26 protein-coding genes are annotated in these 25,577 nt (G+C 70.1%); 21 read left to right on the top strand and 5 right to left on the bottom strand.

All coding sequences use genetic code 11. From position 1 onward, the window contains the following. The first annotated feature begins 54 nt into the window (after positions 1-54). Genes AC3ZJJ_RS09115 through AC3ZJJ_RS09090 form a run of 6 tightly spaced genes read left to right on the top strand, consistent with a single transcriptional unit; the run spans position 55 to position 4,054 of the window. Positions 55-1,338: a molybdopterin molybdotransferase MoeA gene (locus tag AC3ZJJ_RS09115; RefSeq protein WP_489891511.1), complete on the top strand. Its 1,284-nt coding sequence runs from the start codon at positions 55-57 to the stop codon at positions 1,336-1,338. After that, positions 1,335-1,853, top strand: a complete 519-nt coding sequence (gene moaC / locus AC3ZJJ_RS09110) for a cyclic pyranopterin monophosphate synthase MoaC (protein ID WP_489891510.1) — start codon at positions 1,335-1,337, stop codon at positions 1,851-1,853. The genes AC3ZJJ_RS09115 and moaC overlap by 4 nt, the downstream gene beginning before the upstream one ends. Then, positions 1,850-2,350 carry a MogA/MoaB family molybdenum cofactor biosynthesis protein gene (locus AC3ZJJ_RS09105; RefSeq protein WP_489891509.1) on the top strand — a complete coding sequence of 167 codons (501 nt, stop codon included), beginning with the start codon at positions 1,850-1,852 and terminating at the stop codon, positions 2,348-2,350. Before moaC ends, AC3ZJJ_RS09105 begins: the two co-directional genes overlap by 4 nt. Beyond that, positions 2,340-2,810 (top strand): molybdenum cofactor biosynthesis protein MoaE, encoded by a 471-nt coding sequence (locus AC3ZJJ_RS09100; protein ID WP_489891508.1) that lies wholly within the window; start codon positions 2,340-2,342, stop codon positions 2,808-2,810. Before AC3ZJJ_RS09105 ends, AC3ZJJ_RS09100 begins: the two co-directional genes overlap by 11 nt. Before the next feature lie 19 nt (positions 2,811-2,829). Beyond that, positions 2,830-3,588, top strand: a complete 759-nt coding sequence (gene dapB, locus AC3ZJJ_RS09095) for a 4-hydroxy-tetrahydrodipicolinate reductase (protein ID WP_489891507.1) — start codon at positions 2,830-2,832, stop codon at positions 3,586-3,588. A 4-nt stretch (positions 3,589-3,592) separates the two neighbouring features. Beyond that, positions 3,593-4,054, top strand: coding sequence for a hypothetical protein (locus tag AC3ZJJ_RS09090; RefSeq protein ID WP_489891506.1), 462 nt, complete (start codon positions 3,593-3,595; stop codon positions 4,052-4,054). A 48-nt stretch (positions 4,055-4,102) separates the two neighbouring features. Here the strand turns inward: AC3ZJJ_RS09090 and AC3ZJJ_RS09085 are convergent, their stop codons facing one another. Continuing rightward, positions 4,103-5,344 carry a heparan-alpha-glucosaminide N-acetyltransferase domain-containing protein gene (locus tag AC3ZJJ_RS09085; RefSeq protein WP_489891505.1) on the bottom strand — a complete coding sequence of 414 codons (1,242 nt, stop codon included), beginning with the start codon at positions 5,342-5,344 and terminating at the stop codon, positions 4,103-4,105. Then, positions 5,341-6,000, bottom strand: a complete 660-nt coding sequence (locus tag AC3ZJJ_RS09080; RefSeq protein ID WP_489891504.1) for a class I SAM-dependent methyltransferase — start codon at positions 5,998-6,000, stop codon at positions 5,341-5,343. Before AC3ZJJ_RS09080 ends, AC3ZJJ_RS09085 begins: the two co-directional genes overlap by 4 nt. A gap of 62 nt (positions 6,001-6,062) precedes the next feature. Between AC3ZJJ_RS09080 and dapA the strand changes: the two genes are divergently transcribed. The 6 genes from dapA (at position 6,063) to AC3ZJJ_RS09050 (ending at position 13,395) form a co-directional block, all read left to right on the top strand. Continuing rightward, positions 6,063-6,980: a 4-hydroxy-tetrahydrodipicolinate synthase gene (gene dapA, locus AC3ZJJ_RS09075; RefSeq protein ID WP_489891503.1), complete on the top strand. Its 918-nt coding sequence runs from the start codon at positions 6,063-6,065 to the stop codon at positions 6,978-6,980. Positions 6,981-6,995: 15 nt separating this feature from the next. After that, positions 6,996-8,702 (top strand): ribonuclease J, encoded by a 1,707-nt coding sequence (locus AC3ZJJ_RS09070; RefSeq protein ID WP_489891502.1) that lies wholly within the window; start codon positions 6,996-6,998, stop codon positions 8,700-8,702. A gap of 52 nt (positions 8,703-8,754) precedes the next feature. Next, positions 8,755-11,640 carry an FtsK/SpoIIIE family DNA translocase gene (locus AC3ZJJ_RS09065; protein WP_489891501.1) on the top strand — a complete coding sequence of 962 codons (2,886 nt, stop codon included), beginning with the start codon at positions 8,755-8,757 and terminating at the stop codon, positions 11,638-11,640. Positions 11,641-11,649: 9 nt separating this feature from the next. Continuing rightward, entirely contained in the window at positions 11,650-12,252 is a 603-nt protein-coding gene (pgsA, locus tag AC3ZJJ_RS09060; RefSeq protein ID WP_489891500.1) for a CDP-diacylglycerol--glycerol-3-phosphate 3-phosphatidyltransferase, read from the top strand. Further along, positions 12,253-12,789 (top strand): CinA family protein, encoded by a 537-nt coding sequence (locus AC3ZJJ_RS09055; protein WP_489891499.1) that lies wholly within the window; start codon positions 12,253-12,255, stop codon positions 12,787-12,789. 171 nt (positions 12,790-12,960) lie between these two features. Further along, complete coding sequence (locus AC3ZJJ_RS09050) at positions 12,961-13,395, top strand: helix-turn-helix domain-containing protein (protein WP_489891498.1); 435 nt, start codon at positions 12,961-12,963, stop codon at positions 13,393-13,395. Between the two features lie 88 nt (positions 13,396-13,483). Here the strand turns inward: AC3ZJJ_RS09050 and AC3ZJJ_RS09045 are convergent, their stop codons facing one another. Beyond that, positions 13,484-13,960 (bottom strand): MarR family winged helix-turn-helix transcriptional regulator, encoded by a 477-nt coding sequence (locus AC3ZJJ_RS09045; protein WP_489891497.1) that lies wholly within the window; start codon positions 13,958-13,960, stop codon positions 13,484-13,486. A 59-nt stretch (positions 13,961-14,019) separates the two neighbouring features. Between AC3ZJJ_RS09045 and AC3ZJJ_RS09040 the strand changes: the two genes are divergently transcribed. The 6 genes from AC3ZJJ_RS09040 to dapF all read left to right on the top strand — a co-directional run bounded on the left by AC3ZJJ_RS09040 (position 14,020) and on the right by dapF (position 19,591). Beyond that, positions 14,020-14,241 carry a DUF3046 domain-containing protein gene (locus tag AC3ZJJ_RS09040; RefSeq protein WP_489891496.1) on the top strand — a complete coding sequence of 74 codons (222 nt, stop codon included), beginning with the start codon at positions 14,020-14,022 and terminating at the stop codon, positions 14,239-14,241. 201 nt (positions 14,242-14,442) lie between these two features. After that, a complete protein-coding gene (gene recA / locus AC3ZJJ_RS09035) occupies positions 14,443-15,489 on the top strand; it encodes a recombinase RecA (protein WP_489895618.1) in 1,047 nt (348 codons plus the stop codon). A gap of 4 nt (positions 15,490-15,493) precedes the next feature. Continuing rightward, positions 15,494-16,153 (top strand): regulatory protein RecX, encoded by a 660-nt coding sequence (locus AC3ZJJ_RS09030; RefSeq protein WP_489895616.1) that lies wholly within the window; start codon positions 15,494-15,496, stop codon positions 16,151-16,153. A 54-nt stretch (positions 16,154-16,207) separates the two neighbouring features. Beyond that, positions 16,208-17,728 (top strand): tRNA (N6-isopentenyl adenosine(37)-C2)-methylthiotransferase MiaB, encoded by a 1,521-nt coding sequence (gene miaB, locus AC3ZJJ_RS09025; RefSeq protein ID WP_489895763.1) that lies wholly within the window; start codon positions 16,208-16,210, stop codon positions 17,726-17,728. Positions 17,729-17,761: 33 nt separating this feature from the next. Beyond that, the gene (gene miaA / locus AC3ZJJ_RS09020) at positions 17,762-18,649 is read left to right on the top strand and encodes a tRNA (adenosine(37)-N6)-dimethylallyltransferase MiaA (RefSeq protein ID WP_489895614.1); all 888 of its coding nucleotides are present in this window, start codon (positions 17,762-17,764) and stop codon (positions 18,647-18,649) included. Between the two features lie 9 nt (positions 18,650-18,658). Further along, positions 18,659-19,591: a diaminopimelate epimerase gene (gene dapF / locus AC3ZJJ_RS09015; RefSeq protein WP_489895612.1), complete on the top strand. Its 933-nt coding sequence runs from the start codon at positions 18,659-18,661 to the stop codon at positions 19,589-19,591. 26 nt (positions 19,592-19,617) lie between these two features. On the opposite strand, the gene AC3ZJJ_RS09010 is transcribed toward dapF, so the two are convergent. Beyond that, positions 19,618-20,250 carry a class I SAM-dependent methyltransferase gene (locus AC3ZJJ_RS09010; RefSeq protein WP_489895610.1) on the bottom strand — a complete coding sequence of 211 codons (633 nt, stop codon included), beginning with the start codon at positions 20,248-20,250 and terminating at the stop codon, positions 19,618-19,620. Between the two features lie 168 nt (positions 20,251-20,418). Between AC3ZJJ_RS09010 and hflX the strand changes: the two genes are divergently transcribed. Further along, the gene (hflX, locus tag AC3ZJJ_RS09005; RefSeq protein WP_489895608.1) at positions 20,419-21,993 is read left to right on the top strand and encodes a GTPase HflX; all 1,575 of its coding nucleotides are present in this window, start codon (positions 20,419-20,421) and stop codon (positions 21,991-21,993) included. Continuing rightward, positions 21,986-23,995: an ATP-dependent DNA helicase gene (locus AC3ZJJ_RS09000; RefSeq protein WP_489895606.1), complete on the top strand. Its 2,010-nt coding sequence runs from the start codon at positions 21,986-21,988 to the stop codon at positions 23,993-23,995. The genes hflX and AC3ZJJ_RS09000 overlap by 8 nt, the downstream gene beginning before the upstream one ends. Positions 23,996-24,054: 59 nt before the next feature. On the opposite strand, the gene lexA is transcribed toward AC3ZJJ_RS09000, so the two are convergent. After that, the gene (lexA, locus tag AC3ZJJ_RS08995) at positions 24,055-24,777 is read right to left on the bottom strand and encodes a transcriptional repressor LexA (RefSeq protein WP_489895604.1); all 723 of its coding nucleotides are present in this window, start codon (positions 24,775-24,777) and stop codon (positions 24,055-24,057) included. 288 nt (positions 24,778-25,065) lie between these two features. Between lexA and AC3ZJJ_RS08990 the strand changes: the two genes are divergently transcribed. Further along, entirely contained in the window at positions 25,066-25,527 is a 462-nt protein-coding gene (locus AC3ZJJ_RS08990) for a LysM peptidoglycan-binding domain-containing protein (RefSeq protein ID WP_489895602.1), read from the top strand. Positions 25,528-25,577 lie beyond the last annotated feature (50 nt).

Below are 25,577 nucleotides of genomic sequence, written 5' to 3'. Positions count from 1 at the left end.
CCGACCGCTTGGCGTCCGGGCCGGCCGTGCGGGCCGCCGCCGTAGTATGGGGCCATGGAGTCCACGTTCCGCCGCACCGTCGAAGAGCACCGCGAAGCCCTGGGCCGTCTGCTCTCCGGGCTGCCCTCCTCGCTCGGAGCGGAATCCGTGCCGCTGGCCGCGGCGCTTGGCCGGGCCTTGGCCGCCGGGCTGTGCGCGCCGCGCAGCCTCCCGCCTTTCGACAATTCGCAGATGGACGGCTATGCCGTCGGGACCCGCGACCTTGTGGCGGGGACGCCGTTGCGCGTCGCCCGCCCGATCCCCGCGGGCCGCGACGCCGCTGCGTTGGAGCCTGGCACGGCGGCGCCGATCATGACCGGCGCCATGCTCCCCGCGGGAGCCGACGCCGTGGTTCCCATTGAAGCCGCCGACCCGGCCGAGTTCCCGGCGTTCGTTGGGGGCGCGACCGCCTTCGAGGACGGGGCACTCGTCCGGCTCCCGTCGTCGGTTCCGTCCGGGCGCTTCGTGCGCCGGGCGGGGAGCGACATCGCCGCCGGCACCGAGGCGCTGGCGGCCGGCGCCCGGCTGACGCCCGCCCGGCTGGGGCTTGCCGCGGCCCTCGGGGTGGCCGAACTGACCGTTCTGCGCCGCCCGCGCGCCCTGCTGATCTCCACGGGGGACGAGGTTGCCGCGCCGGGCGCGCGGCTCCGGCCCGGACAGATCCACGATGCCAACACCACGCTGCTCGCCGCCTCACTCGCCGAGGCCGGATGGGACGTGCGGTCCGCGGGAATCAGCGCCGACGACGTGTCTGGCTTCGCCGCGTCGCTCGCCGCCGAGCTCGGGGCGGCCGATGGCCCGGGCTTCCAGCTGGTGCTGACCAGCGGGGGGATCAGCAAGGGAGCGTACGAGGTGGTGCGCCTGGCTCTCGCATCGCACGGTGTGTCCTTCGGTTCCGTGGCGCTGCAGCCGGGAGGGCCGCAAGGCGCCGGCATGCTGGACCTGCCCGGTGCGGAGCCGGTACCGCTGGTGGCCTTCCCCGGGAATCCGGTCAGCAGCTTCGTCAGCTTCGAGTTGTTCCTGAGGCCGGCGATCGGGGTCTTGCTGGGCCTGCCGCCGCGGCGGGTGGTCATGGCGCGGCTCGAGGGGGCGCTGGCCGGATCCCCGGACGGCAAGGTGCAGGCGCGCCGGGCCGTGTACACCGCGGAGACCGGAGGCGTGGCGACCGTGGGCGGGGTGGAGTCCCACCTGGTCCACGCGCTCGCCAGGGCCAACTCCCTGATCCTCGTGCCCGCCGGAACCACGGAGCTGCCCGCGGGCGCTACGGTTGAAACCATGTTGATGGGAGACGAGTCATGAGCCAGGACGCCGCGCCGGAGCTGAGCCACGTGCGCGCCGACGGCACCGCCCACATGGTGGACGTGTCCGCGAAGGCGGAGACCTCGCGCGAGGCCACGGCCCAGGCCATGCTGACGACGCGCCCTGAGGTGGTGGCCCTCGTCGCGGAGGGCGCGCTGCCCAAGGGGGACGCGCTGGCGGTGGCCCGCGTGGCCGGCATCATGGGGGCCAAGAGGACCCCGGACCTTGTGCCGCTGTGCCACCCGCTTCCGCTGGCGAAGGTGACCGTGGACTTCAGGCCGGACGCCGTGGCCGGGACCGTGCTGGTCACGGCCACCGTCAAGACCCGCGGCGTCACCGGCGTCGAGATGGAGGCGCTCACCGCGGCCTCCGTCGCGGCCCTCGCGCTCTACGACATGGTCAAGGCCGTGGACCGCCACGCCGTCATCGGCGACATCAAGGTCCTGGCCAAGTCCGGCGGCAAGAGCGGCGACTGGTCCCTCGAACCTGGCGCCGCGTCCGCGGAGGGAGCATGAACGGCCCCGCCGCCCAGCCGGGCCCGCGCCGGGCGGCAGTGCTCATCGCATCCACCCGCGCAGCCACCGGAGTCTACGAGGACCGCACCGGCCCGGTGATCCGCGACTGGCTCGCCGAGCACGGCCTGCAGACCGGCGAGGCCGTTGTTGTGCCCGACGGCGAGGCGGTGGGTTCCGCCCTCCGGGCCATCCTGCTGACCAACCCGCGAGTGCTGCTCACCAGCGGTGGCACCGGCCTCAGTCCCACCGACGCGACCCCCGAAATGACCTACCCGCTGCTGGACCGCCACCTCCCCGGCATCATGGAGGCCATCAGGGCCGCGGGCCGGGCGAACACGCCCCTCGCGGACCTCAGCCGGGGCCACGCCGGCACGGTCAATGGCACGTTCATCGCCAACCTGCCGGGATCACCGGGCGGCGTGATGGACGCGCTGGCGGTACTCGACCCGATCATTGGACATCTGTGCGAACAGTTGGAGGGCGGACATGGACACTGAGAAGCAAGCGGAAGGGCCCGTATCCCCGGCGGGGGAGCCCGGGACCGTGGTGTACGCGGGCGTGAGCGCCGATCCCATCGACGTCTCGACCGCGTGGGACGCGGTCGAGACCGCCGAGACGGGGGCCGTCGTGACGTTCGGCGGCGTGGTCCGAAACCACGACGGCGGCCGCGGCGTGACGCGGCTGGCCTATAGCGCACACCCCTCCGCGCAGTCCCGCATGCTCGGGTTGGCGGCGGAGGTGGCCGCCCGCCACCCGGGTACCCGCCTGTGGGCCGCCCACCGGATCGGCGACCTCGCCGTCGGGGATTCCGCGCTCGTCGCGGCGGCGGCCTCCGCGCACAGGGCGCAGGCGTTCGACGCCTGCCGCGACCTCGTCGAGGCGGTCAAGCACGGGGTGCCCGTCTGGAAGGAACAGCATTTCGACGACGGGGACACGGAATGGGTCGGCATCGCCTGAGCGGGATAGCCTAGGGGCCATGACCCCACCGATTTCCGTTGCAGTGCTCGGCGCCTCAGGACGCATGGGAGCAGAGGCCGTCCGTGCCATCGACGCCGCCCCAGACCTTACGCTCGTTGCGGCGCTCGGGCGCCGGGACCCCCTCCAGTCCGTGCTCGACGCCGGCGCCACCCACGTCCTGGACCTCACCGTCCCGGAGAGCACCGAGGCCAATGTCCGCTTCGCGGTCGAACATTCGCTGCATGCCGTCGTCGGGACCACCGGCTGGGACGACGGGCGGCGCGCCTCACTGCTGCGCCTGTTGGACGAGCGGCCGGGCACGGGCGTGCTGATCGCCCCCAACTTCGCGCTCGGCTCCGTGCTGGCCTCCGCGTTCGCGGCGCAAGCCGCGCGGTACTTCGAGTCGGTCGAAGTCATCGAGCTGCACCATCCGGACAAGGTGGACGCACCCTCCGGCACCGCGGTCCGGACCGCCGAACTCATCTCCGCCGCCCGGGACGCCGCGGGGGTGCCCGCCAGCCCGGACGCCACGGAATCGGTACTGGACGGCGCGCGCGGGGCCGACGTGGCGGGCGTGAGGGTCCACTCGGTCCGCCTGCGCGGGCTGGTGGCGCACCAGGAGGTGCTCTTCGGCAGCGCGGGGGAGCAGTTGACGCTGCGCCACGACTCCTTCGACCGCGCGTCCTTTATGCCGGGCGTCCTGCTGGGGCTGCGGACCGTGGCGGGCCGTCCGGGCCTCACCTACGGCCTCGACGGCTATCTGGACCTGGGGAAGTAGCGCGTTGAAGACCAAGCTGTGGGTCGGTGCGATCATCGCCCTCTTCGTCCTGTACCTGTTCGCCTCGTTCTCCTCCTCGATCGCCTATCTCTCCGCTCCCGAGCCGGTCGCCAAGGCGATCGGCGCCGCAGCCTTCGTGCTGCCGCTGATCGGGGTGTGGATCCTGGTCCGCGAACTGCTGTTCGGGTCCCGCACGCAGCGCATGGCCCGCATCCTCCAGGACGAGGGCCTGCTGCCCGTCGACGAGCTTCCGCGCACCCCGTCCGGGCGGATCGTCAAGGCCGCCGCCGACGAGGACTTCGTCCAGTACCGGGAGGAGGCCGAGCGGAACCCGGAGAGCTGGCGCAGCCTGCATCGCCTCGCGCTTGCCTACGACGCCTCGGGCGACCGCAAGCGCGCGCGGGAGACCATGCGCTCCGCGATCGCGAACTTCCTCGCCTCCCCGGACGCGCGCCGGGACGCCTGACAAAGGGCGCACGCCCGACGCGCGCGTTCGCCCGGACGGTGGCCCCGGCTAGCCGGCCTTGGCGCCGGCCGCGCTCGTCGCGGCCCTGTGGACGACGGTCTCCAAGGGGCCCCGCAACGCGGCCCACTTCAGCGCGATGCCGGCCAGCAGCGCCACCACGGCGTACCAGAGGTACACGGCAAGGCGTGGCATCTCCGCGGTCGCCTCGCTGAGCAGGTCGAGCGCCACCAGGTGGCCCACGTAGAGCGTCAGCGTGGCGGCTCCGGCCCCGGCGACGGGCCACAACAGCGCCTCGCCGACTCCACCGAGCGCCGACGCCAGGGCCAGCGCAACAAGTTGGCAGACCGCCAGCACGGCGACCGCGGTGCCGGCGACGTGGAGCACGTCCAGTGGCGCGCCGGTGTGCGGCGCGGCCAGGGCAAACCACCAGGGCGTGGTCTCTGCGCCGGCGAGTCCCTGGCCCGTCGCAAGGGCGACGTCGAGCGTCTCGGGATTCCTGCGCGTCGCGGCGGCGAGGGCGGCGAGTCCTTCCGGCCCGGAAAGCAGGGCGCCGGACAGTGCGCGCGAGGCCACCGCCACGGCCGTCCCGCCGGCGGCGAAGGCCAGCGCGACGGGTGGCCGGGACACGTCGCAGCGGCCAACGAACAGTCCCAGCAGGATAAAGCCGGTCCACACGAGGACGGGATAGTAGCCCGTCACCAGCAGGTCGGCCGCCAGAGTCGCGGGCCGGAACAGGTCCATGAAGTCGGGCGAGCCGCCCACGTCCTGTGGCGAGACCGCCCGCGCGACGGCGGGATACGCGAAATAGAGCACGGCGGGCGAGATCAGCATCCATCCGCCGGCCCACCAGGCCAAGCGACGGGGCGGGAGTCCGAGGAACGGTATCGCGAACAGGAACAGCAGCCCGTAGTGGGTCAGGATGACCGCGACGTGCGTGTCGAGCATGCCGCCCGCCATGCCCAGCCCGGCGATCACCAGCGCGCGGACGGCCACGCCCCGGCGCGTCGCGGACAGGCGCGGACCGGCGTGCGCTCGAGCCCCGCCCGTCAGGAGGGCCAGACCCACGCCGGCAAGCACGGCGAAGAGTGCGGAGGCCTTCCCCGCGAACCAGAGCGCGGCCCACGTGGGCTCGGCGGAGGCGAGGGCGGTGCCGGTGGATTCGTCGACGGACACCTTGGACAGGGGGATGATGTGGGTCGCCATCATGCCGAGCAGGGCAAGGCCCCGCGCGGCGTCTATCCCCGCCAGTCTGGGGCGCGCCCCGGCCGGGGGGCGATTGCTTCCGCTCATCGGGACACCATGGGGCGGCGGACGGCGTGGACGACGGTGACCGATTCCCCGTGGGGGGTGCGCAGGGTCTCGGCGCGTTCGTAGTGCAAGGAAACGTTCGCGGAGTCCAGGATCGCCCTCAACTCGTTCAGCGGGGGTCGGAAGCGTGGATTGCCGGGCCCCGCCGGGGAGTCCGGGGCGGGGGTGACCACCAGCAGGCGGCCGCCGTCGGACAGCCAGGCCGGGACGCGGGCGAGGACCTCCGCCGCGTGGAAATAGGCGCAGAGGACCAAGTCCCAGCGCGCCCGCGGCTCCCATTGCGACGCGTCTGTCAGGACGAACCGCGGGCGGTCTTCCGGATCAAGCCGTTCCGCCGCGGCCTCCGCAAGGGCCAGCCCCGCGGGGGAGAAGTCCAGGCCGGTCACCCGCCAGCCTCGCTCGGCCAGCCAGACGCTGTGGCGTCCCGCGCCGCAGGCGAGGTCCAGCGCGCGGCGTCCCGCGCCGTTGTGCCCCGCCAACTCGCCGGCGACGACGGGGCTGGGCGCCAGCGCGCCGGCACCGCTGCCCTCGGGAGCCGCGTAGCGACGCTCCCATCGGAGCAGTGAGCCCGAAGCGGCGGCGGAGAGGCCGGGCGCCACCGGTGCCGCCGTCCCGCGCCCGGGAGTGGTTTTCGTCATGTTGCCAGCCTAGGGGGATCGGGCGCGGACCGGGCAGTCGCGAAAAGTGTAACGTTGGATGCATGCCTGCCTCCGCATCTGCCGCCCCCCGGAACGACTACACGTTCGGTACCCTGCTGACCGCCATGGTCACCCCCTTCAAGGACAACGGCGACGTCGATTACGACACCGCCGCGCGTGTGGCCGTGAAGCTGGTCGAGGACGGGTGCGACGGGCTGGTCGTCACCGGCACGACGGGTGAAACCTCGACGCTGACGGACCAGGAGAACCTTGAGATGTTCCGCGTCGTCGCCGACGCCGTGGGCGGCCGCGCGAAGGTGCTCGCGGGCTCCACCACGAACGACACGCGGCACTCGATCGTGCTCTCGAAGAAGGCCGCCGGGTTCCCCATCGACGGCCTGCTCGTAACCGCGCCCTACTACAACAAGCCCAGCCAGGCCGGTATCCAGGCCCACATCGAGGCCATCGCCGACGCGGTCGACCTGCCCGTGATGGTCTACGACATCCCCGGTCGGGCCGGCATCGCCATCGAGACCGAGACGTTGATTCGGCTCGCGGACCACCCCAGGATCGTCGCGCTGAAGGACGCCAAGGCCGACTACCAGGCGACCACGCGCGTCCTGGCCAACACCGACCTCGACGTCTACTCGGGCGACGACGGCCTGACGCTGCCGCTGATGGCGGCCGGCGCCGTCGGACTGGTGTCGGTGACGGCCCACGTGGCGACCGCCAAGTACCGCGAGCTCGTGGACGCCATGCTGGCGGGGGACCTCGCGACAGCCCGTGCTGCGCACTTCGCGCTGGATCCCGTGCAACGGGCCGTGATGTCGCACATTCAGGGCGCCGTGGCCGCCAAGACCATTCTCCACTGGCAGGGCGTCCTGCCGAACGCCGTCGTCCGGCTGCCCCTCGTGGCCCCGTCGGAAGCCGAACTCGCACCGATCCGTGCCGATCTCGCGGAGGCCGGATGGGTCATCTAGGAAGGTAGCCACCGAATGACCGAAAGCCCTGTTGACGTAGCCGACGGAGCGCCGCTGAACGCGCCGCCACCACTGCGGGACGGGACCCTGCGGATCGTGCCGCTTGGGGGACTCGGCGAAGTGGGCCGAAACATGGCCGTGTTCGAGATCGACGGCAAGCTCCTCATCGTGGACTGCGGCGTCCTGTTCCCGGAGGAGTTCCAGCCGGGCGTGGACCTGATCCTCCCCGACTTCGGGTACATCCGGGACAGGCTCGAGGATGTGGTCGGCGTTGTCCTGACCCACGGCCACGAGGACCACATCGGCGCGGTGCCGTACCTCCTGCGCCTCAAGGCCGACATCCCCCTGATCGGATCCAAGCTCACCCTGGCCCTCATCGAGGCCAAGCTGCAGGAGCACCGCATCCGCCCGTTCTCCCTGACCGTGGCCGAGGGACAGGTCGAGCGGCTCGGTCCCTTCGAGTGCGAGTTCGTCGCGGTCAACCACTCGATCCCGGACGCGCTGGCCGTCTTCATCCGCACGGCCGCGGGCAACGTGCTGCACACGGGCGACTTCAAGATGGACCAACTGCCGCTCGACGGCCGGATCACCGACCTGCGGGCCTTCGCGCGCCTGGGCGTGGAGGGCGTCGACCTCTTTATGTCCGACTCCACCAACGCGGACGTCCCCGGCTTCACGACGGCCGAGAAGGAGATCGGACCGGTGCTGCAGCGCCTGTTCGGCGAGGCCGAAAAACGGCTCATCGTCGCGTCGTTCTCCTCGCACGTGCACCGCGTGCAGCAGGTCCTGGACGCCGCGGAGATCCACCACCGCAAGGTCGCGTTCGTGGGCCGCTCGATGGTGCGCAACATGGCCATCGCGTCGAAGCTCGGGTACCTGAGGGTCCCCGACAACATCCTGGTCGACCTCAAGGACGTCGACAACCTGCCGGACCACAAGGTGGTCCTGATGTCGACCGGCTCCCAGGGGGAGCCGATGGCCGCGCTGTCCCGCATGGCCAACGGAGACCACAGGATCAACGTGGGTCCGGGAGACACCGTGATCCTGGCGTCGTCGCTGATCCCCGGCAACGAGAACGCGGTCTTCCGCATCATCAACGGGCTGATGCGCCTCGGCGCCGACGTGGTCCACAAGGGCAACGCCAAGGTGCACGTGTCCGGGCACGCCTCGGCCGGGGAGCTGCTCTACTGCTACAACATCGTCAGGCCGCGGAACGTGATGCCCGTCCACGGCGAGACCAGGCACCTGATGGCCAACGGGCGGCTTGCGCAACAAACCGGAGTCCCGGCCCGCAACGTGCTCCTGACCGAGGACGGTTCCGTGGTGGACCTCCGCGACGGCGTGGCGAGGCTCGTGGGCCGCGTGGACTGCGGGTTCGTCTACGTGGACGGGTCCAGCGTCGGCAGCATCACCGACGACGACCTGAAGGATCGCCGGACGCTGGGCGAGGAGGGCTTTATCTCCGTGATCAGCGTAGTCAACCGGCAGACCGGCAAGCTGGTGTCCGGTCCGGACATCCACGCGCGCGGCGTGGCGGAGGACGACTCCGTGTTCGACGACATCAAGCCGAGGATCGCCGCCGCGCTGGAGGAGGCGGTGCTGAACAACCCGACGCACACGACCCACCAGCTCCAGCAGGTGGTGCGAAGGGTGATCGGTTCCTGGGTCAGCCGGAAGCTGCGGCGCAGGCCGATGATCGTCCCCGTTGTCCTGGAGGCCTAAAGGGGCGTGTAGATCCCCGGTATAACGGCCCAATTCGGGTACCGTGGCCCGTATGGCCACCCGTACTTCCCCCAGCCAGCCGAAGGCCTCTGGCCGCAAACCGGCCGGCGCAGCAGGGTCCCGCAGCAAGTCCACCGACACCGCCGCGCGATCCTCCACCGCCCGCACGCGGCAGCAGCCGCAGGTTCCCGAGCACGACCTGCCCCTGCCGCTGCGCGCGGTCCGCGGACTGTGGATGGGAATCGCGCGCGTCGTCGGCGGCGCGTTCCGCAAGATCGGGCAGGACCTCCACCCGGACCACGACGTGCGCCGCGACGGCACCGGGCTGTTCCTGGTGATCATCGCCGCGATCGTGGCCAGCGTCGAGTGGTGGGGCCTGCGCGGGCAGGGCTGGTACGGGACAACCGTGCACAACGTCGCCGGCGGGACGTTCGGCTTTGTGGCTGTCATCCTGCCGTTCGTCCTCCTCGCGGGCGCGTTCCGGCTCTTCCGGCATCCCGAGGAGCACCGGACCAACACCCGCGTGGGCATCGGCCTCACGCTGGGGACCGCGGCCGGCACCGGCATCGCCCACGTGGTCGCGGGAGTCCCGACGCTCTCCGACGCCTTCGAGACGCTCTGGTCCGGGGGCGGCATCGTCGGCTTTCTCATGACGTCTCCCATCTCGGGCCTCATCAGCCGCTGGGGCGCGCTGGTCCTGATGCTCCTGCTGCTTTTCCTGAGCCTCATGATCATCACGGCGACCCCGTTCCGTCACATTCCCGCGCGGCTCCGCCAGGGCTACGAGTGGATCATGGGGCAGCCGGAGGATTCCCGCGACGGCGGCGGCGGGGACGCCGCCGATCACGACCAGAGCTATCTCTACGAGGAGCGGAAGGCCCAGGCCCGGGAGGACCGCAAGTCCCGCCGCAAGGGCAAGCTCTTCGGCAAGGACAAGCAGTCCCGCCAGGACGAGGCGGGTCGCGAGGTGTTCTCCGGCGACGAGGCCTACGACAACGCCGTCATCCGCGAGGCGGACGAGGAGGTCCAGCCGGCCCCCGTCGACGACTCCCCACGGATCCCGCCGGGAGTCCGCCGCCCCACCGCGTCCGAGCGCGCCATCGAAAAGATCAAGAGCGACGTCGGGCTAGGAGCGCCCGGCGAGCCGGTGACCGAGGCGATCGACACCGTGTCCCTCTCCGCCCTGGCGGCGTCCGCGCCGAAGGTCCCCTCGACGCCGGTGGCGCAGCCCGCGCCGCTCGCGCCCATTCCGCAGCGCACCGAGCAGCTGCAGCTCTCCGGCGACGTGGCCTACACCCTGCCGGCGTCCGAGTTCCTGCCGTCCGGACCGCCCGCCAAGGAGCGCTCCGAGGCGAACGACGCCGTCGTCAAGGCGCTCACGGGTACGCTCGACCAGTTCAAGGTCGAGGCGCAGGTGACCGGTTTCAGCCGCGGGCCGACGGTGACGCGCTACGAGATCGAGCTCTCCCCGGGCACCAAGGTGGAGCGGGTCACGGCGCTGAGCAAGAACATCTCCTACGCCGTCGCGTCCTCCGACGTGCGGATCCTTAGCCCCATCCCGGGCAAGAGCGCCATCGGGATCGAGATCCCCAACGCGGACAAGGAGGTCGTCGCCCTCGGCGACGTGCTGCGCTCCAACGCCGCCCGCAAGACCGAGCACCCCATGGTGATGGGCGTCGGCAAGGACGTCGAGGGCGGCTTTGTGGTCGCGAACCTGGCGAAGATGCCCCACCTCCTGGTCGCGGGCGCCACCGGCGCGGGCAAGTCCTCGTTCGTCAACTCGATGATCACGTCCATCCTGATGCGGGCGACTCCGGACGAGGTGCGCATGGTCATGGTCGACCCCAAGCGCGTGGAACTCACCGCCTACGAGGGTGTCCCGCACCTGATCACGCCGATCATCACCAATCCGAAGAAGGCCGCGGAGGCGCTGCAGTGGGTCGTCCGCGAGATGGACACCCGCTACGACGACTTGGCGAACTTCGGCTACAAGCACATCGACGACTTCAACAAGGCAGTCCGCAACGGCAAGGCCGTTCCGCCCGAGGGCTCGAAGCGGGTCATGAAGCCCTACCCGTACCTGCTGGTGATCGTGGACGAGCTCGCGGACCTGATGATGGTGGCCCCGCGCGACGTGGAGGACTCGATTGTCCGCATTACGCAGCTTGCGCGGGCGGCCGGCATCCACCTGGTGCTGGCGACCCAGCGCCCGTCCGTGGACGTGGTCACCGGACTCATCAAGGCAAACGTCCCGTCGCGGATGGCCTTCGCCACCTCGTCCGTCACCGACTCCCGCGTTGTTCTGGACCAGCCGGGCGCCGAAAAGCTGCTGGGGCAGGGCGACGCCCTCTTCCTCCCGATGGGCGCCTCCAAGCCCATGCGCGTCCAGGGGGCCTGGGTCACCGAGTCGGAGATCCATCGGGTCGTGGAGCACGTCAAGGGCCAGCTAAAGGCGGAGTACCGCAAGGACGTCGCGGTCGAGGTCGCCAAGAAGGAGATCGACGACGACATCGGAGACGACCTCGAGGTGCTGCTGCAGGCGACCGAGCTGGTGGTCACCACCCAGTTCGGCTCGACCTCGATGCTGCAGCGGAAGCTGCGGGTCGGGTTCGCCAAGGCCGGACGGCTGATGGACCTGCTCGAGTCCCGTGGAGTCGTGGGCCCGTCCGAGGGGTCCAAGGCGCGCGACGTCCTGGTGAAGCCCGACGACCTGCCCGGGGTGCTCGCCACCATGCGCGGCGAGGACGGGCCCGCATCGGCGTCGGAGGCCCCGCCCATGGAGGCGGCGCTGGCCGAGAACGCCAACGCGAACCACTACGGAACCGACCTGGTCGCCGAGGACCTTGCGAACCGCACCCAGGCGATCGAGTACCACGACGGTCTGGACGAGAACGACGACGAGGGCTCCGAGGACGCCTGGAACCTCACCGGAAGGTAGCCTGAGACCGTGACTGCGCATGAGGGGGACCGCGGCAACGACCCGGTCCCAACGCTGAACATCGCGAACGTCCTGACGACGCTGCGGATCGTTATGGTCCCCTTTTTCGCCTGGGCGCTCGTCGCGGACGACTCCCGGTACGGCGTCCTGCGCTGGGTCGCCGTCGCCATCTTCGTGGCGGCCGTCTACACGGACAAGCTCGACGGCGACCTGGCGCGCAGCCGGGGGCTGATCACGAACTTCGGCAAGATCGCCGACCCGATAGCGGACAAGCTGCTGCTTGGCTCGGCGCTGGTGCTGCTGTCCTGGCTCGGCGAGCTTCCGTGGTGGATCACCATCGTGATCCTGGTCCGCGAGCTCGGCATCACGCTGCTCCGTTTCGCCGTCATCCGCTACGGCGTGATGCCCGCCTCCCGCGGGGGGAAGCTGAAGACGGTGACGCAGTCGCTGGCCGTGTTCCTCTACCTGCTCCCGGTGACGCACACCGTGGGCTGGCTCGGCGTCGTGGCGCTGGCCGTTATGCTGCTGGCGACCGCCATCACCCTCTACACGGGCGTCGAGTACGTCTTCCAGGCGGCGCGACTGCGCGCCGCGGCCCTGAGGAAGAAGTAGATGACGGTTCCTCCGGCCGATGCCACGCACTGTTGGCCAACGCCGCGGACGGGCGGCCCCGGGCTGCCGCTCGCGCGCCAAGTGGTCCAGGCGGCCATCGAGCGTTCGCTGACGCTGGCGACGGCCGAATCGCTGACCGCCGGGCTTGTGTCCGCCGCCCTGGCCGACGTCGCGGGGTCCTCGGCAGTCCTGCGTGGCGGGGTCGTTTCCTACCACAACGACGTCAAGACCGGGCTCCTCGGGGTCGACGCCGGACTCCTCGAGCGGCAGGGATCGGTCGATGCCCGGGTCGCCGTCCAGATGGCCCTCGGCGCGCGCCGCGCGTGCGGGGCGGACATCGCGGTTTCCACCACCGGTGTCGCCGGGCCGTCCGCGCACGACGGCAAGGAGGTCGGGACGGTATTTGTCGGCTTCGCCGGGCCCGCGGGGAGCGGCAGCGAGGAACTCCACTTGGAGGGGGACCGCCAGGCGATCCGGGTCCAGGCCCGCGACGCCGCGCTCCGGCGGCTGCTGGCCATGTTGCCCCGCAACGATTAACGCACAACCCGCGCCGACCACTGGCAGGCGCGGGCCCCGAATGGATAGTGTGGGGGCGTGGGAACAAAACGCGGCCCCCGGTAGTTGGAAAAAGCATTGGGGCCGCGCAGAAGGCGCACCCGATCCGACCGTCAAGTTGGCGCAAGGACCCGAAGGAGTAAGGCAATACACATGGTCAAGCAACCCGTAACCGTGAACGGTGTAGTCCGTTGGCGGGATGTGGGCCTGACAGAAGATGCCCGCCGCGACCAGAAGGAGCGCAAGATGGTTGTCCTACGCCACGAGATCGGCGATGTCCTGCGGGACGTCCGTCAGCGCCAGGGCCGTACCCTGCGCGAAGTGTCACACAATGCCCGTGTATCCCTCGGCTACCTCTCGGAGGTCGAACGCGGCCAGAAGGAAGCGTCCTCCGAACTGCTCTCGTCCATCTGCGGCGCCCTGGACGTGCCGTTGTCGCTGATGCTGCGCGAGGTCAGCGACCGCGTCGCCATGGCAGAAGGCGTCGACATTCCGGACACCGTTCCCTCCGAGCTGGCGAACCAGTTCGGCTCCATGTCGGAGGAATGGCCGGACCGGTTGGCCAAGGGCCTGGCCTCGAGCCACTAACCGCACCCCGCGTCCAAGGAAAGGGACCCGCTCGCGGGTCCCTTTTCCGTGTCGCGCATCGGGGTGCCGGACTTCCCGTCGGCGTCCGCTAGAGCGGATCGTTGCGGTATGAGACGTTGAGCCTGGTGAGCAGCGAGGCCAGCCGGGCGAGGTCGTCCACGGGCCAATCGGCGAGCAGCTCGTGGAAGACGACGCGGCGCGCGGACTGGGCCGCCGAGAGTTGGCGCGCACCCTCCTCGGTGAGGGTGATCGTCTGGGCGCGCCCGTCCTGCGGATCCGCCTCCTTGCGCACGATGCCCAGCTTCTCCAGCAGGGTCACCTGTCGGCTGACGGAAGGCTTGCCCACGCCGATCTCCGCGGCGAGATCCGTGAGGCGCAGGCTGCCCCTGCGCTGCAGCGCGGCCAGGAGGCCGTAGGCGCCCGGTTCCATGTCCGGATGGACCTGGCGGGCGACCTTGTTTCCGTTGGCCCGGGCTCGCCGCCACAGGAAGCTCAGCTGCTCCTCCATGTCGTGGATGGCCTGGTCGCGGTCCCCGGTGGACGCCGGGGGATGGTGATGCGTCATGCCCCCATGATAGGCCGCGTCGGCTCCTGATTCGGCCGCAGGCGTGGGAGAATGCGGGTGTGCGATTAAGCGAGTTTTGGCGGCTAATGGAAGACGAGTTCGGCTCCGGCTACGCCCGCGTGCTGGCCAGGGATCTGGTCCTGACGGGGCTGGGTGGCCGCACCGCGCAGGAGGCGCTGTCGGCGGGAACGCATCCCAAGACCGTTTGGCTCGCCGTCTGCGAGATGCAGGACGTGCCAGCCGAGCGGCGGCTGGGCATCGATAGGGCGGCCAAGGGCTGAACGCCCGAGGGGACACGCCGCGCACCTAAATCGAATATCTGTTCGGATGGCGATAGGCTCCTCACAGAGAAGAACCAAGGGGCTGCCGGCCCCGATCGTCCACAACCCCGGCGCCCCGGGCCAAATCGTCCGGGCCTGCGCATAGCGTGGTTTGCAGGACGAACAAGGGGCCGGGAGGCCACGAGACAACCGAGGTGGACAATGGCCGCAATGGACCGCGAGAAGGCGCTCGAAGCAGCGCTGGCTCAGATCGACAAGCAGTTCGGCAAGGGATCCGTGATGCGACTGGGTGATGACACCCGCGCGCCGATCGAGGTGATCCCCACCGGATCGATCGCCCTGGACATCGCCCTGGGAATTGGCGGGCTGCCTCGCGGCCGCGTTGTCGAAATCTACGGGCCGGAGTCCTCGGGTAAGACCACGGTCGCCCTGCACGCGGTGGCGAATGCCCAGAAGAACGGCGGCATCGCCGCGTTCATCGACGCCGAGCACGCGCTCGATCCGGAATACGCCAAGAAGTTGGGCGTGGACACGGACGCCCTGCTGGTCTCCCAACCGGACACCGGTGAGCAGGCGCTGGAGATCATGGACATGCTGATCGGCTCCGGTTCGCTGGACGTCATCGTCATCGACTCCGTTGCCGCGCTGGTTCCCCGGGCGGAGATCGAGGGCGACATGGGCGACAGCCACGTCGGCCTGCAGGCTCGTCTGATGAGCCAGGCGCTGCGCAAGATCACCGGCCGCCTGAGCCAGACGAAGACCACGGCCATCTTCATCAACCAGCTGCGCGAAAAGATCGGCGTGTTCTTCGGCAGCCCGGAGACGACCACCGGTGGCAAGGCGCTGAAGTTCTACGCCTCCGTGCGCATCGATGTCCGTCGCATCGAGACGCTGAAGGAAGGCACCAACGCGGTCGCCAACCGGACCCGGGCCAAGATCGTCAAGAACAAGATGGCGCCGCCCTTCAAGCAGGCGGAATTCGACATCGTCTACGGCCACGGCATCTCCCGCGAGGGCGGCCTGATCGACATGGGCGTGGAGGAGGGCTTCGTGAAGAAGTCCGGCGCCTGGTTCACGTACGACGGCGACCAGCTGGGCCAGGGCAAGGAGAACGCCCGCCGCTTCCTGACGGACAACCCGGACCTGGCCAACGAACTGGAGCGCCGGATCAAGGAAAAGCTCGGCATCGGCGCCCAGGCAGAGCCCGAAGCCAAGGATCCGAAGCTGAAGGCCGTCTCGGATTCCTAGGGTCGTGTCGCAAACACCGGACTGGAGCGGCCTGACCGATGCCGGCGACGGCGTCGCAGGGCCGCTCCCGCCGCCGGCGGCCGTTCCTGGGGAAGGCGCCGCAGCCCCCTTTGTGTCCGAACGGGAGTCGGTGCGGCCATCCGCCAAGCCCAGGCGACAGAAGCGGTCCACGGACGGCGACGACGCCGACCCGGAGTCCCGGGCCCGGGCCATCGTCCTGAGGCAGCTAACGGGGGCGGCCAAGAGCCGCAAGCAGCTCGAGGACAAACTCGCCCAGCGTGAGATCCCGGCGGAAGCGGCCCGTGCCGTGTTGGACCGCTTCGAGGAGCTTCAGCTGATCGACGACGAGGCCTTCGCGGAGGCGTGGGTCCGCAGCCGGGCCCAGTCGCGCGGCCTGGCCGGGGGGGCGCTTCGCCGCGAACTCCGCGACAAGGGCATTCCGCAGGACATGGCGGACCGCGCCCTCGAGCAGCTCACCGCAGAGGACGAGGACGCCACGGCGCGCGAACTCGCCCGCCGCAAGTTGCGCTCGGTGCCGCCCACCGGGGATCGGGACAAGTCGGTCCGCAGGATCGTCGGAATGCTGGGCCGCAAGGGCTACGGCCCCTCGGTGGCCTTCAGGGTGGCCAACGACGCGTGGGCCGAGCACGTCCTGGGCCACTAGCGCCGGGTCGGCCCGCGGCCGGGGATTCGGTACCCTTGAACGGTGAGTCTCACCATGCCCAACACCCCGATCCTGCCGGCCGACGGCGCCGCCGAGCGCACCTACGAAGTGCGGACGTTCGGTTGCCAGATGAACGTCCACGATTCCGAGCGCCTGGCAGGACTCCTGGAGACGTCCGGCCTGGTCCCGGCGGCCGAGGGGCACGGCGTAGCGGACGTCATCGTCTTCAACACGTGCGCGGTGCGCGAAAACGCCGACAACAAGCTTTACGGAAACCTTGGCCGGCTCGCGCCCATCAAGGAACGGCGCCCGGGGATGCAGATCGCCGTCGGTGGCTGCCTGGCGCAGAAGGACCGCGAGACCATCCTGCAGAAGGCCCCCTGGGTGGACGTGGTCTTCGGCACGCACAACGTGGGTTCCCTGCCGGCGCTGCTGGAGCGCGCACGGCACAACAACGAGGCCCAGCTGGAGATCCTCGAGTCGTTGGACGTCTTCCCGTCGACGCTCCCCACCAAGCGCGACTCGGTGTACTCGGGCTGGGTCTCCATCTCCGTGGGCTGCAACAACACGTGCACCTTCTGCATCGTGCCGAGCCTGCGCGGCAAAGAACGCGACCGGCGGCCGGGCGACGTCCTGGCCGAGGTCGAGGCGCTCGTTGCCGACGGCGCAATCGAGGTCACGCTTCTCGGACAAAACGTGAATTCCTACGGCGTCGAATTCGGCGACCGGTTGGCGTTCGGCAAGCTGCTGCGCGCCTGCGGCAGCATCGAGGGGCTGGAGCGCGTGCGCTTCACCAGCCCGCATCCCGCGGCGTTCACCGACGACGTCATCGACGCCATGGCGGAGACGCCCAACGTGATGCCGCAGCTGCACATGCCCCTCCAGTCCGGATCGGACAAGATGCTTAAGGACATGCGGCGTTCGTACCGGTCGAAGAAGTTCCTCGGCATCCTCGACCGCGTCCGCGAGCGCATCCCGAACGCCGCCATCACCACCGACATCATCGTCGGTTTCCCGGGCGAGACCGAGGAGGACTTCCAGGCCACCCTCGACGTCGTCGAGGAGTCCCGCTTCGCCAGCGCCTTCACCTTCCAGTACTCCAAGCGCCCCGGCACACCGGCCGCGGAGCTCGCGGACCAGCTTCCCAAGGCCGTGGTGCAGGAACGCTACGAACGGCTGACGGCGCTCCAGGACAGGATTTGCGCGGAGGAGAACGCGCTGCAGGTCGGCCGTCGCGTGGAGGTCATGGTCACCGCGCAGGCGGGGCGGAAGTCCAGCGAGACGCACCGACTGTCCGGCCGCTCGCGAGACCAGCGGCTGGTGCACTTCACGGTTCCCGATGGAGCGGAGCACCCGCGCCCGGGAGACCTGGTGACCGTGCCCGTGACCTCCGCGGCGTCGTTCCACCTCATCGCGGACCCGCGTGACGCCTCGGACTACGCACTCCGCCGCTCGCGGGCCGGGGACGCGTGGGACAGGGCGCAGGCAGAATCGTGCGGCGTGCCCGCGCCCGGCGGACCTTCGGGCGGCGGGGGAGTCTCGCTGGGCATGCCCTCGCTGCCTCCGCGCGCCTAGCCGGTGGGCGACGCCTCCGCGGCACGGCCGGTTGTGGCCATCGTCGGCCCCACCGGCACCGGAAAGTCGGACCTCGCCATCGCGTTGGCCCAGCGCCTGGGCGGGGAGATCGTCAACGGCGACGCCCTGCAGTTCTACCGCGGGATGGACATCGGCACCGCCAAACTCCGGCCCGACGAGCGCGGAGGCATCCCCCACCACCTCCTGGACATTCTCGACGTCACCGAGGAGGCGAGCGTCGCGCGCTTCCAGACACAGGCCCGATCCGCCTTCGACGACATCTCCTCGCGGGGCCTGCTTCCCATTCTGGTCGGAGGTTCGGGGCTCTATGTTCGCGCGGCGCTCGACGTGCTCGAGTTTCCCCCGACCGAGCCCGGGGTCAGGGGACGAATCGAGGCCGAGGCACGCGCCGCTGGCCTGGACACGCTGCGCGCACGGCTGCGGGCCGTCGACCCGGTGTCCGCCGAACGGCTCAACGACGAGCGCCGCGTCGTCAGGGCCCTCGAGGTCCACGAATTGACGGGCAGGCCCTTCAGCTCCTTTATGCCGGAGCGCACGTACGCCCGCCCCGCGGTGCAACTGGCGCTGGACCTCGACCGCCCGCTTCTGCACGGCCGGCTGCGCGAGAGGGTCCACCGGATGGTGCGCGGGGGGTTGCTGGAGGAGGTCAGGGAGCTGGATGCACGGGGCCTGCGCTCGGGCAAGACGGCCGCGCGCGCCATCGGGTACGCGCAGTTCCTCGAGGTGCTGGACGGGCTGGCCTCCACCGAAGAGGCCGCCGAACGCACCGTGGTCGCGACGCGGCAGTTCGCGCGCCGACAACTGACCTGGTTCCGCGCGGACCATCGCGTGAACTGGCTGGACGCCGCCTCCACGGGACTGGCGTACGAGGCCGAACGGATGGTTGCCGACGCCCATTAGGCTTGGAACATGAGCATCGACAACGCCGCCCAGCCGAACGCCCTCGCGGGACTGGCCTTCGCCAAGGGCCACGGGACGGGCAACGACTTTGTCCTGATCGCCGACCCCGACGGCACCCGCTTCCTCGCACCCGCCGACGTCGCCTTCCTGTGCGACCGGCATCGCGGCATTGGTGGCGACGGCCTCATCCGTGCCGTGAGGTCGGAGACGCTGCCCGAGGGCCTGGCCCTGTTGGAGTCCGATCCCCGCGCCGAGTGGTTCATGGACTATCGCAACGGGGACGGCTCGCTATCGGAGATGTGCGGCAACGGAGTGCGTGTCTTCGTCCACTTCCTCATCGCGGAGGGCCTCGTCACCCTGGCCGACGGGGAGGCGCTGACCATCGGCACACGGGCAGGCATCAAGACGGTGGCACGCTCCGCCGACGGCTATGCGGTGGACATGGGGCCGTGGGAGTTCGCTTCGCCCACGCTGGCGGAGGAGCGAGCCCTCGACGCGCTGGTGGAGACCGATGGCCTCGAGGTGGCCCGGCCCGCCCTGAGCATCAGCATGGGCAACCCCCACACCGTCGTGGCGCTATCGGAGGCCTCCGAACTCGAGCAGGCGGAGCTGCACCGGGCGCCGCGCGTGGATCCCGTCCCGGAGCACGGAACCAACGTCGAGTTCGTGGTTCCCTCCGAGCCGCTGGTCGACGCCGGAGTCGGCGGCATCCGGATGCGGGTGCACGAGCGCGGCGTGGGGGAGACGCTGTCCTGCGGGACCGGGGCGTGCGCGGCCGTTGTGGCGACGCGGCACTGGGCGGGCGGAGCGGTCGCGGACCGCTGGGACGTACAGGTTCCCGGGGGTGTGGTGGGCGTCCGCTTCATTACCGCGCCGGACGGGCGCGAGCACGTGGAACTCAGCGGGCCCGCCGCGATCGTCGCCCGCGGAACGCTCGCCTAGGACCGCAGGTCAACCAGTCGACTTGTCTACTGGTCTGTGCTGGTCGCGACAGGAGGCCGGGCAACGCGCAGCAGCCTGAAGGACTTGGACGTGGATGCGCGTTCGACCGCCCACTCGGCCGGCAGCTGGTCCCTCAGCCATGCCTGGAGCGAGTCCGAGCCAAGGTTCTTCTGCACCACCAGCCATGCCACCCCGCCGGGGGCCAGGCGGGGCAGCCACTGGAGGAGGATCGCGTGCAACTCCTCCTTGCCGACCCGGATCGGGGGATTGGACCAGATGGTCGCAAACTCCAGATCCGCCGGCACGGAGTCCGGCGTGCCCGCCACGACGTTCCCCAAGCCCAGGAGTCCGGCGTTCTCACGCGTCAGTTCGATGCTGCGCTCGTTGACGTCGACGGCGTACACGGTGGCCCCTGGCGACTGCAGCGCAAGACTCAGGGCGATGGGGCCCCAGCCGCAGCCGATGTCCAAGAGCGCGCCGTGCCCGGCGGGGGCCGGCGCGCCGGCCAGCAGGACCGCGGTGCCCTTGTCCACGCCGTCGGGGCTGAAGATCCCGCCGGAAGTCACCACAGTGCGGTCGGCGCCGCCAAGGCGCACCGTGACGGTCTTGCGCTTGAGCGGTGTGGACGGCTGTGCGCTGAAATAGTGGTCGGAACCCATGCAGGCAGGTTAACCGCCACCGCTGTTCCGCGGGAAATCCGCGGGGATGCCGAGCTGTGCCGGAAGGGCGCGCGAGAGGGCGACCCGTCCGTTCGCCCACCGGGGAACCATGGTCCAAATGACGGGGGTGGGGACTATTCTGGAAGGAACAATCCGCCAAAGGGGAACATGACCAATTTGAACCAGCCCAACCCGCAGGACCACGGCCTGAACGAGGACGAGATCCAGTCCGTGATCGACCGTATCCTGGCCGCGGACAACGCGGCCGCGAAGAAGTCCGCGGGCAAGCCCTCCGGCGGCGCCGACGGCGCGTTGTCGGGAGGCCGGGCACAGGCGCTGGGCTTGACCGGGCGCGAGCATTCGGAGTTCGACGGCGACCAGCGGGACCTTGAGGAGAGGCGCGCACTCCGCCGCGTTGCCGGCCTGTCCACCGAGCTGGAGGACGTCAGCGAGGTCGAGTACCGGCAGCTGCGCCTGGAGCGCGTGGTTCTCGCCGGCATCTGGACCGAGGGGACAGCCGCGGACGCGGAGAACTCGCTGCGCGAACTCGCGGCGCTGGCCGAGACGGCGGGCTCGGAGGTGCTGGACGGTGTGATCCAGCGGCGCCTGAAGCCGGACCCGGGAACGTTCCTCGGATCCGGCAAGGCACTCGAGCTCAAGGAGATCGTCGCCGCGACCGGTGCCGACACCGTCGTTGTGGACTCGGAACTCTCGCCGTCCCAGCGGCGCGGACTCGAGGACATCGTCAAGGTGAAGGTCATCGACCGGACCGCACTGATTCTGGACATCTTCGCGCAGCACGCGCAGAGCCGCGAAGGCAAGGCGCAGGTTGAGTTGGCCCAGCTCGAGTACCTGCTCCCGAGGCTCCGCGGCTGGGGCGAGTCCATGTCCCGGCAGGCTGGCGGTCGCGTCGGCGCGGCGGGCGGCGGCATCGGTTCCCGTGGCCCCGGCGAGACCAAGATCGAGCTGGACCGGCGGCGCATCCGCACGCGCATGGCCAAGCTGCGCCGCGAGATCACCGCCATGAAGCCGGCGCGGGAAACCAAGCGGGCCAACAGGAAGCGCAACACCGTTCCGTCCGTGGCCATTGCGGGCTACACCAACGCCGGCAAGTCGTCGTTGCTGAACCGGCTGACCGACGCGGGCGTCCTGGTGGAAAACGCGCTGTTCGCCACCCTGGACCCCACCGTCCGCAAGACGGAGACCGCCGATGGGCTGGGCTACACGCTGGCCGACACCGTCGGGTTCGTCCGCTCGCTGCCGACGCAACTCATCGAGGCGTTCCGCTCCACGCTGGAGGAGGTCGCCGACTCGGACCTCATCCTGCACGTGGTCGACGCGTCGCACCCGGACCCGGAAGGCCAGATCCACGCCGTCCGGCAGGTCTTCACCGAGGTGGATGCGCAGAACGTCCCCGAGATCATCGTCCTCAACAAGGCCGACATCGCCGACCCCTTTATTGTGGAGCGAATCCGCCAGCGCGAGCCCCGCCACGTCGTCGTTTCGGCACGAACCGGGGACGGCATACCGGAACTGCTGCGCATGATCAGCGAGTCGATCCCTCGGCCGGACGTGCGTCTGGAGCTCCTTGTGCCCTACGAGCGCGGCGACGTCGTCAACCGCCTCCACGGCTCGGACGCGGAAATCCTGGAAACCGAGCACGTGGAGCACGGAACAAGGATGGTCGTCAAGGTCCGCGAGGGCCTGGCGGCCGAACTGGAGCAGTTCGCCGTCCATGGCTGAGGTCGACGACGTTCTTGGACTTCTCGATGCTGCCGTCGAGGGAATGGGCGGACAGAACCGACCCGGACAGCACCAAATGGCGCAGAAGGTGTGCGAATCCCTCGAATCCGGCAAGCACCTTCTGGTGCAGGCCGGGACGGGCACCGGCAAGTCGCTCGCCTACCTGGTTCCCGCGATCGCCCACGCCCTCGAGTCGGACAAGCCCGTCGTCGTCTCGACCGCGACCCTTGCGCTCCAGGCCCAGATCGTAGGCAGGGACGTGCCGCGGCTGCTGAAGCAGCTGGGGCCACACCTTCCTCGGCCGGTCGACGTCGCGCTCGCCAAGGGGCGCGGCAACTACGTCTGCAAGTACAAGCTGGGTGGCGGGTATCCCGACGAGGACGAGGGCGCGCTCTTCTCCCTCGGCGACGACGGCGCGGCGAGGCCGCTGACGGCCGGGGCCGGCCCCGGCAGCGCGTTGGGCCAGGAGGTCGTCCGCCTGCGCGAATGGGCCGAGGACACGGAGTCCGGCGACCGGGACGACCTGGTCCCGGGTGTGAGCGACCGCGCCTGGCGGCAGGTCTCGGTCACGGCCATGGATTGCCTGGGGGCACAGAAGTGCCCCATGGCGGAGGAGTGCTTCAGCGAACTGGCGCGCAAAAAGGCGGCGGACGCCGACATCGTCATCACCAACCACGCCATGCTCGCGGTCGCCGCCTTCGAGGGTCTGGCCGTGCTTCCCGAATTCGATACCGTCATCATCGACGAGGCCCACGAACTCCAGGACCGTGTAACGAGTTCGGTGACGCGCCCACTGTCCGTCGCCCTCGTTAGTGCCGCCGCCTCCGCCGCCCGGAAGCACTGCGCCGTCAGCGTGGAGGCCCTCAACCAGGCTGGCAGGGCGCTCCAGCGCAGCCTCGAGGGAGTCCCCACCGGGCTGATGCCCTCCGGGCTCAACGCGGAGCAGGCCGCCTCCGTGGCGCAAGTCAGGGAGGCCGCTCGCGTGGCCCTCTCCGACTCGAAGCCCGCGCCCAACGAGACGGTCGACGGGGGTCGGCAGATGGCCCGCTCGCAGCTGGTCTACCTCGTCGAGCAATGCGACCGCTTCGAGTCCGCCCAGGACTCGCGGGAGGTCCTGTGGGCGTCCCGCCCCGGTGCCTTCACGCCCGGCCAAGGGTTCGTTCAGCCGGACGAATCGACACCGGCAACGCTCAACGTCGCGCCGCTGTCCGTGGCGGGACGCCTGCGGGAGGGGCTTTTCGAGGGTCGTACCGTGGTCCTGACATCGGCAACGCTGGCCATCGGGGCGGCCTTCGAACCCGTGGCCGGCTCGCTGGGCCTCCTGGGCGACGGTGCGCCGACGTGGACGGGGGTCGACGTGGGGAGCCCGTTCGACTATCCGCGCCAGGGAATGCTGTACGTCGCCAAACACCTGCCCAAGCCCTCCCGCAACGTCTCGCCCGAGGCGCTCGCGGAACTGGGCGACCTGATCCGCGCGGCCGGAGGCGGAACGCTTGCCCTCTTCTCGTCCCGTCGGGCGGCGGAGGAGGCCGCCGAGGCCCTGCGACCGGTCCTCGAGCAGGAGATCCTCTGCCAGGGAGAGTCGGGGATGGCCTCCCTGGTCAAGCGGTTCGGCGAAGAACGGGACACGTGCCTGTTCGGCACCATGACCCTTTGGCAGGGCGTCGATGTCCCGGGGCCCGCCTGCCGCCTGGTCGTGATCGACCGCATTCCCTTCCCGCGCCCGGACGATCCCTTGTCCACGGCCCGGAGCCGGGACGTGGCGCGTCACGGGGGGAACGGATTTATGGCGGTCTCCGCGAGCCACGCGGCGGTCCGGCTGGCCCAGGGTGCGGGAAGGCTCATCCGGTCGACGGCGGACAAGGGAGTGGTGGCCGTGCTCGATTCCCGGCTGGCCACCGAGCGCTATGGGAGTTTCCTGCGCGCGTCGCTGCCGCCGATGTGGGCCACGACAGACAAGAAGACGGTGCTGGGCGCCCTGGAGCGGCTAGCCGGCTCCTAGGCAAGCGCCCAACGGGTCCCCGCCGCCGGTACGCCGGCGGGCAGGGCCCGCTCCCCGGGCTAGAGGGAACGCATCACCGAGACGACCTTGCCCATGATCGTGGCGTGGTCGCCGAGTATCGGTTCGTACTGGCGGTTCTGGGGGAGGAGCCACGTGTGCCCGTCCCGCTGGCGGAACGTCTTGACCGTCGCCTCGTCGTCCAGCAGGGCGGCCACGATGTCGCCGTTCTGGGCGTTCTGCTGGCGGCGCACAACGACCCAGTCTCCGTCGCAGATGGCAGCCTCCACCATCGAGTCGCCGCTGACCTTGAGCATAAACAGTTCCCCGTGGCCGACGAGCTGGCGCGGCAGCGGCATTACGTCCTCGATGGTCTGGTCGGCCAGGATGGGCCCGCCCGCGGCGATGCGCCCCACCAGCGGCACCATGGCGGTGTCCGCGGACGTGCTCAGCTCGGAAACGGGCATGCCGTTGATCGCGGTCAGGTCGGCCTCGCCCGAGGCCGACTCCGTTTTGGCCCCTTCGCTGAGCGTCAGCGGCATCAGGATCTCCATGGCCCTCGGCCGGCGAGGATCCCTGCGTATGTAGCCGAGCTTCTCGAGCTGCGCCAACTGGTGCGTGACACTGGAAAGGCTGGCCAGGCCCACCGTGTCGCCAATCTCGCGCATGGACGGGGGATACCCGTGCGAGGCCACGGCGCGCTGGATGGTTTCGAGGATTTTCTTCTGCCGGATGGTGAGGCTCTTCGGCGCCTTTTTCGGCGCCGGATTCTCCGCTGTGCTCATGCTGTACCCCATCCTCGTTGTCCCGTCGCTGCGGGAGAGTTGCGCATTCTGTCGGTGGCCGGTGGTGTAGTCGATCCCACTGGCGGCTTATCTCAACGCTAGTGGAACGGGTACCTCTTTCAAAGGTTTGTTCGAACGTGTCTCGACATTCATCGTCTAGGCATGCTAAAACTGGAGAAGTAAAATTCGAAGATGCGTTCGAATGAAAGTTTCGAAGCCAAGAACTTCGAACACGGACGGATTCGAACCCCCGCATGCTGGGGGCCGAAGCAATCAGAAAGGCACGTCATGGTTCAGATCGCGCTCCCCGCAACTGTTCGCCCCGCGGCACGCCCCCATAGCGCCGGCTCCGCCGCACGGTCCGCGGTGGCCGTCCCCCATCTCCGCATCGTCGGCGCGGACGCCGAGCCCTCGTCGGGGCACACCACCGACGTTCCACGGCGTGTGCACCTGACGCGCCGCGGCCGTTTCCTGCTGATCGGGCTTCCGGTCATGCTGGGGGCCACGGCCCTCCTGGTGTTGCTTGGCGTCTTCACCGCGCCCGCCATGGCAGCCGGAGCCGGTGCGGCATCGCCCGTCGACGCCGCGGCGGTGACCGTCGTGGAGGGCGAGACGCTCTGGGCGCTGGCAGCCGAATTCGCGCCGCACCGCGACCCGCGAGAGATCATCGCGGAGATCGTCGAACTGAACAACCTTTCCGGCCCAACGCTGGTTCCCGGTCAGGAACTGTTCGTCCCGTCCGGTCGGTAGGGCCGCGCCAGGAGCGCGCCGCGCCGGCGAATGTTACCCGTGGACCGACG

Source organism: Arthrobacter sp. AOP29-A2-19 (assembly GCF_058138025.1).
Note: the sequence above shows the minus strand (reverse complement) of the source record. Positions and strands in the feature narration are given on the sequence as shown.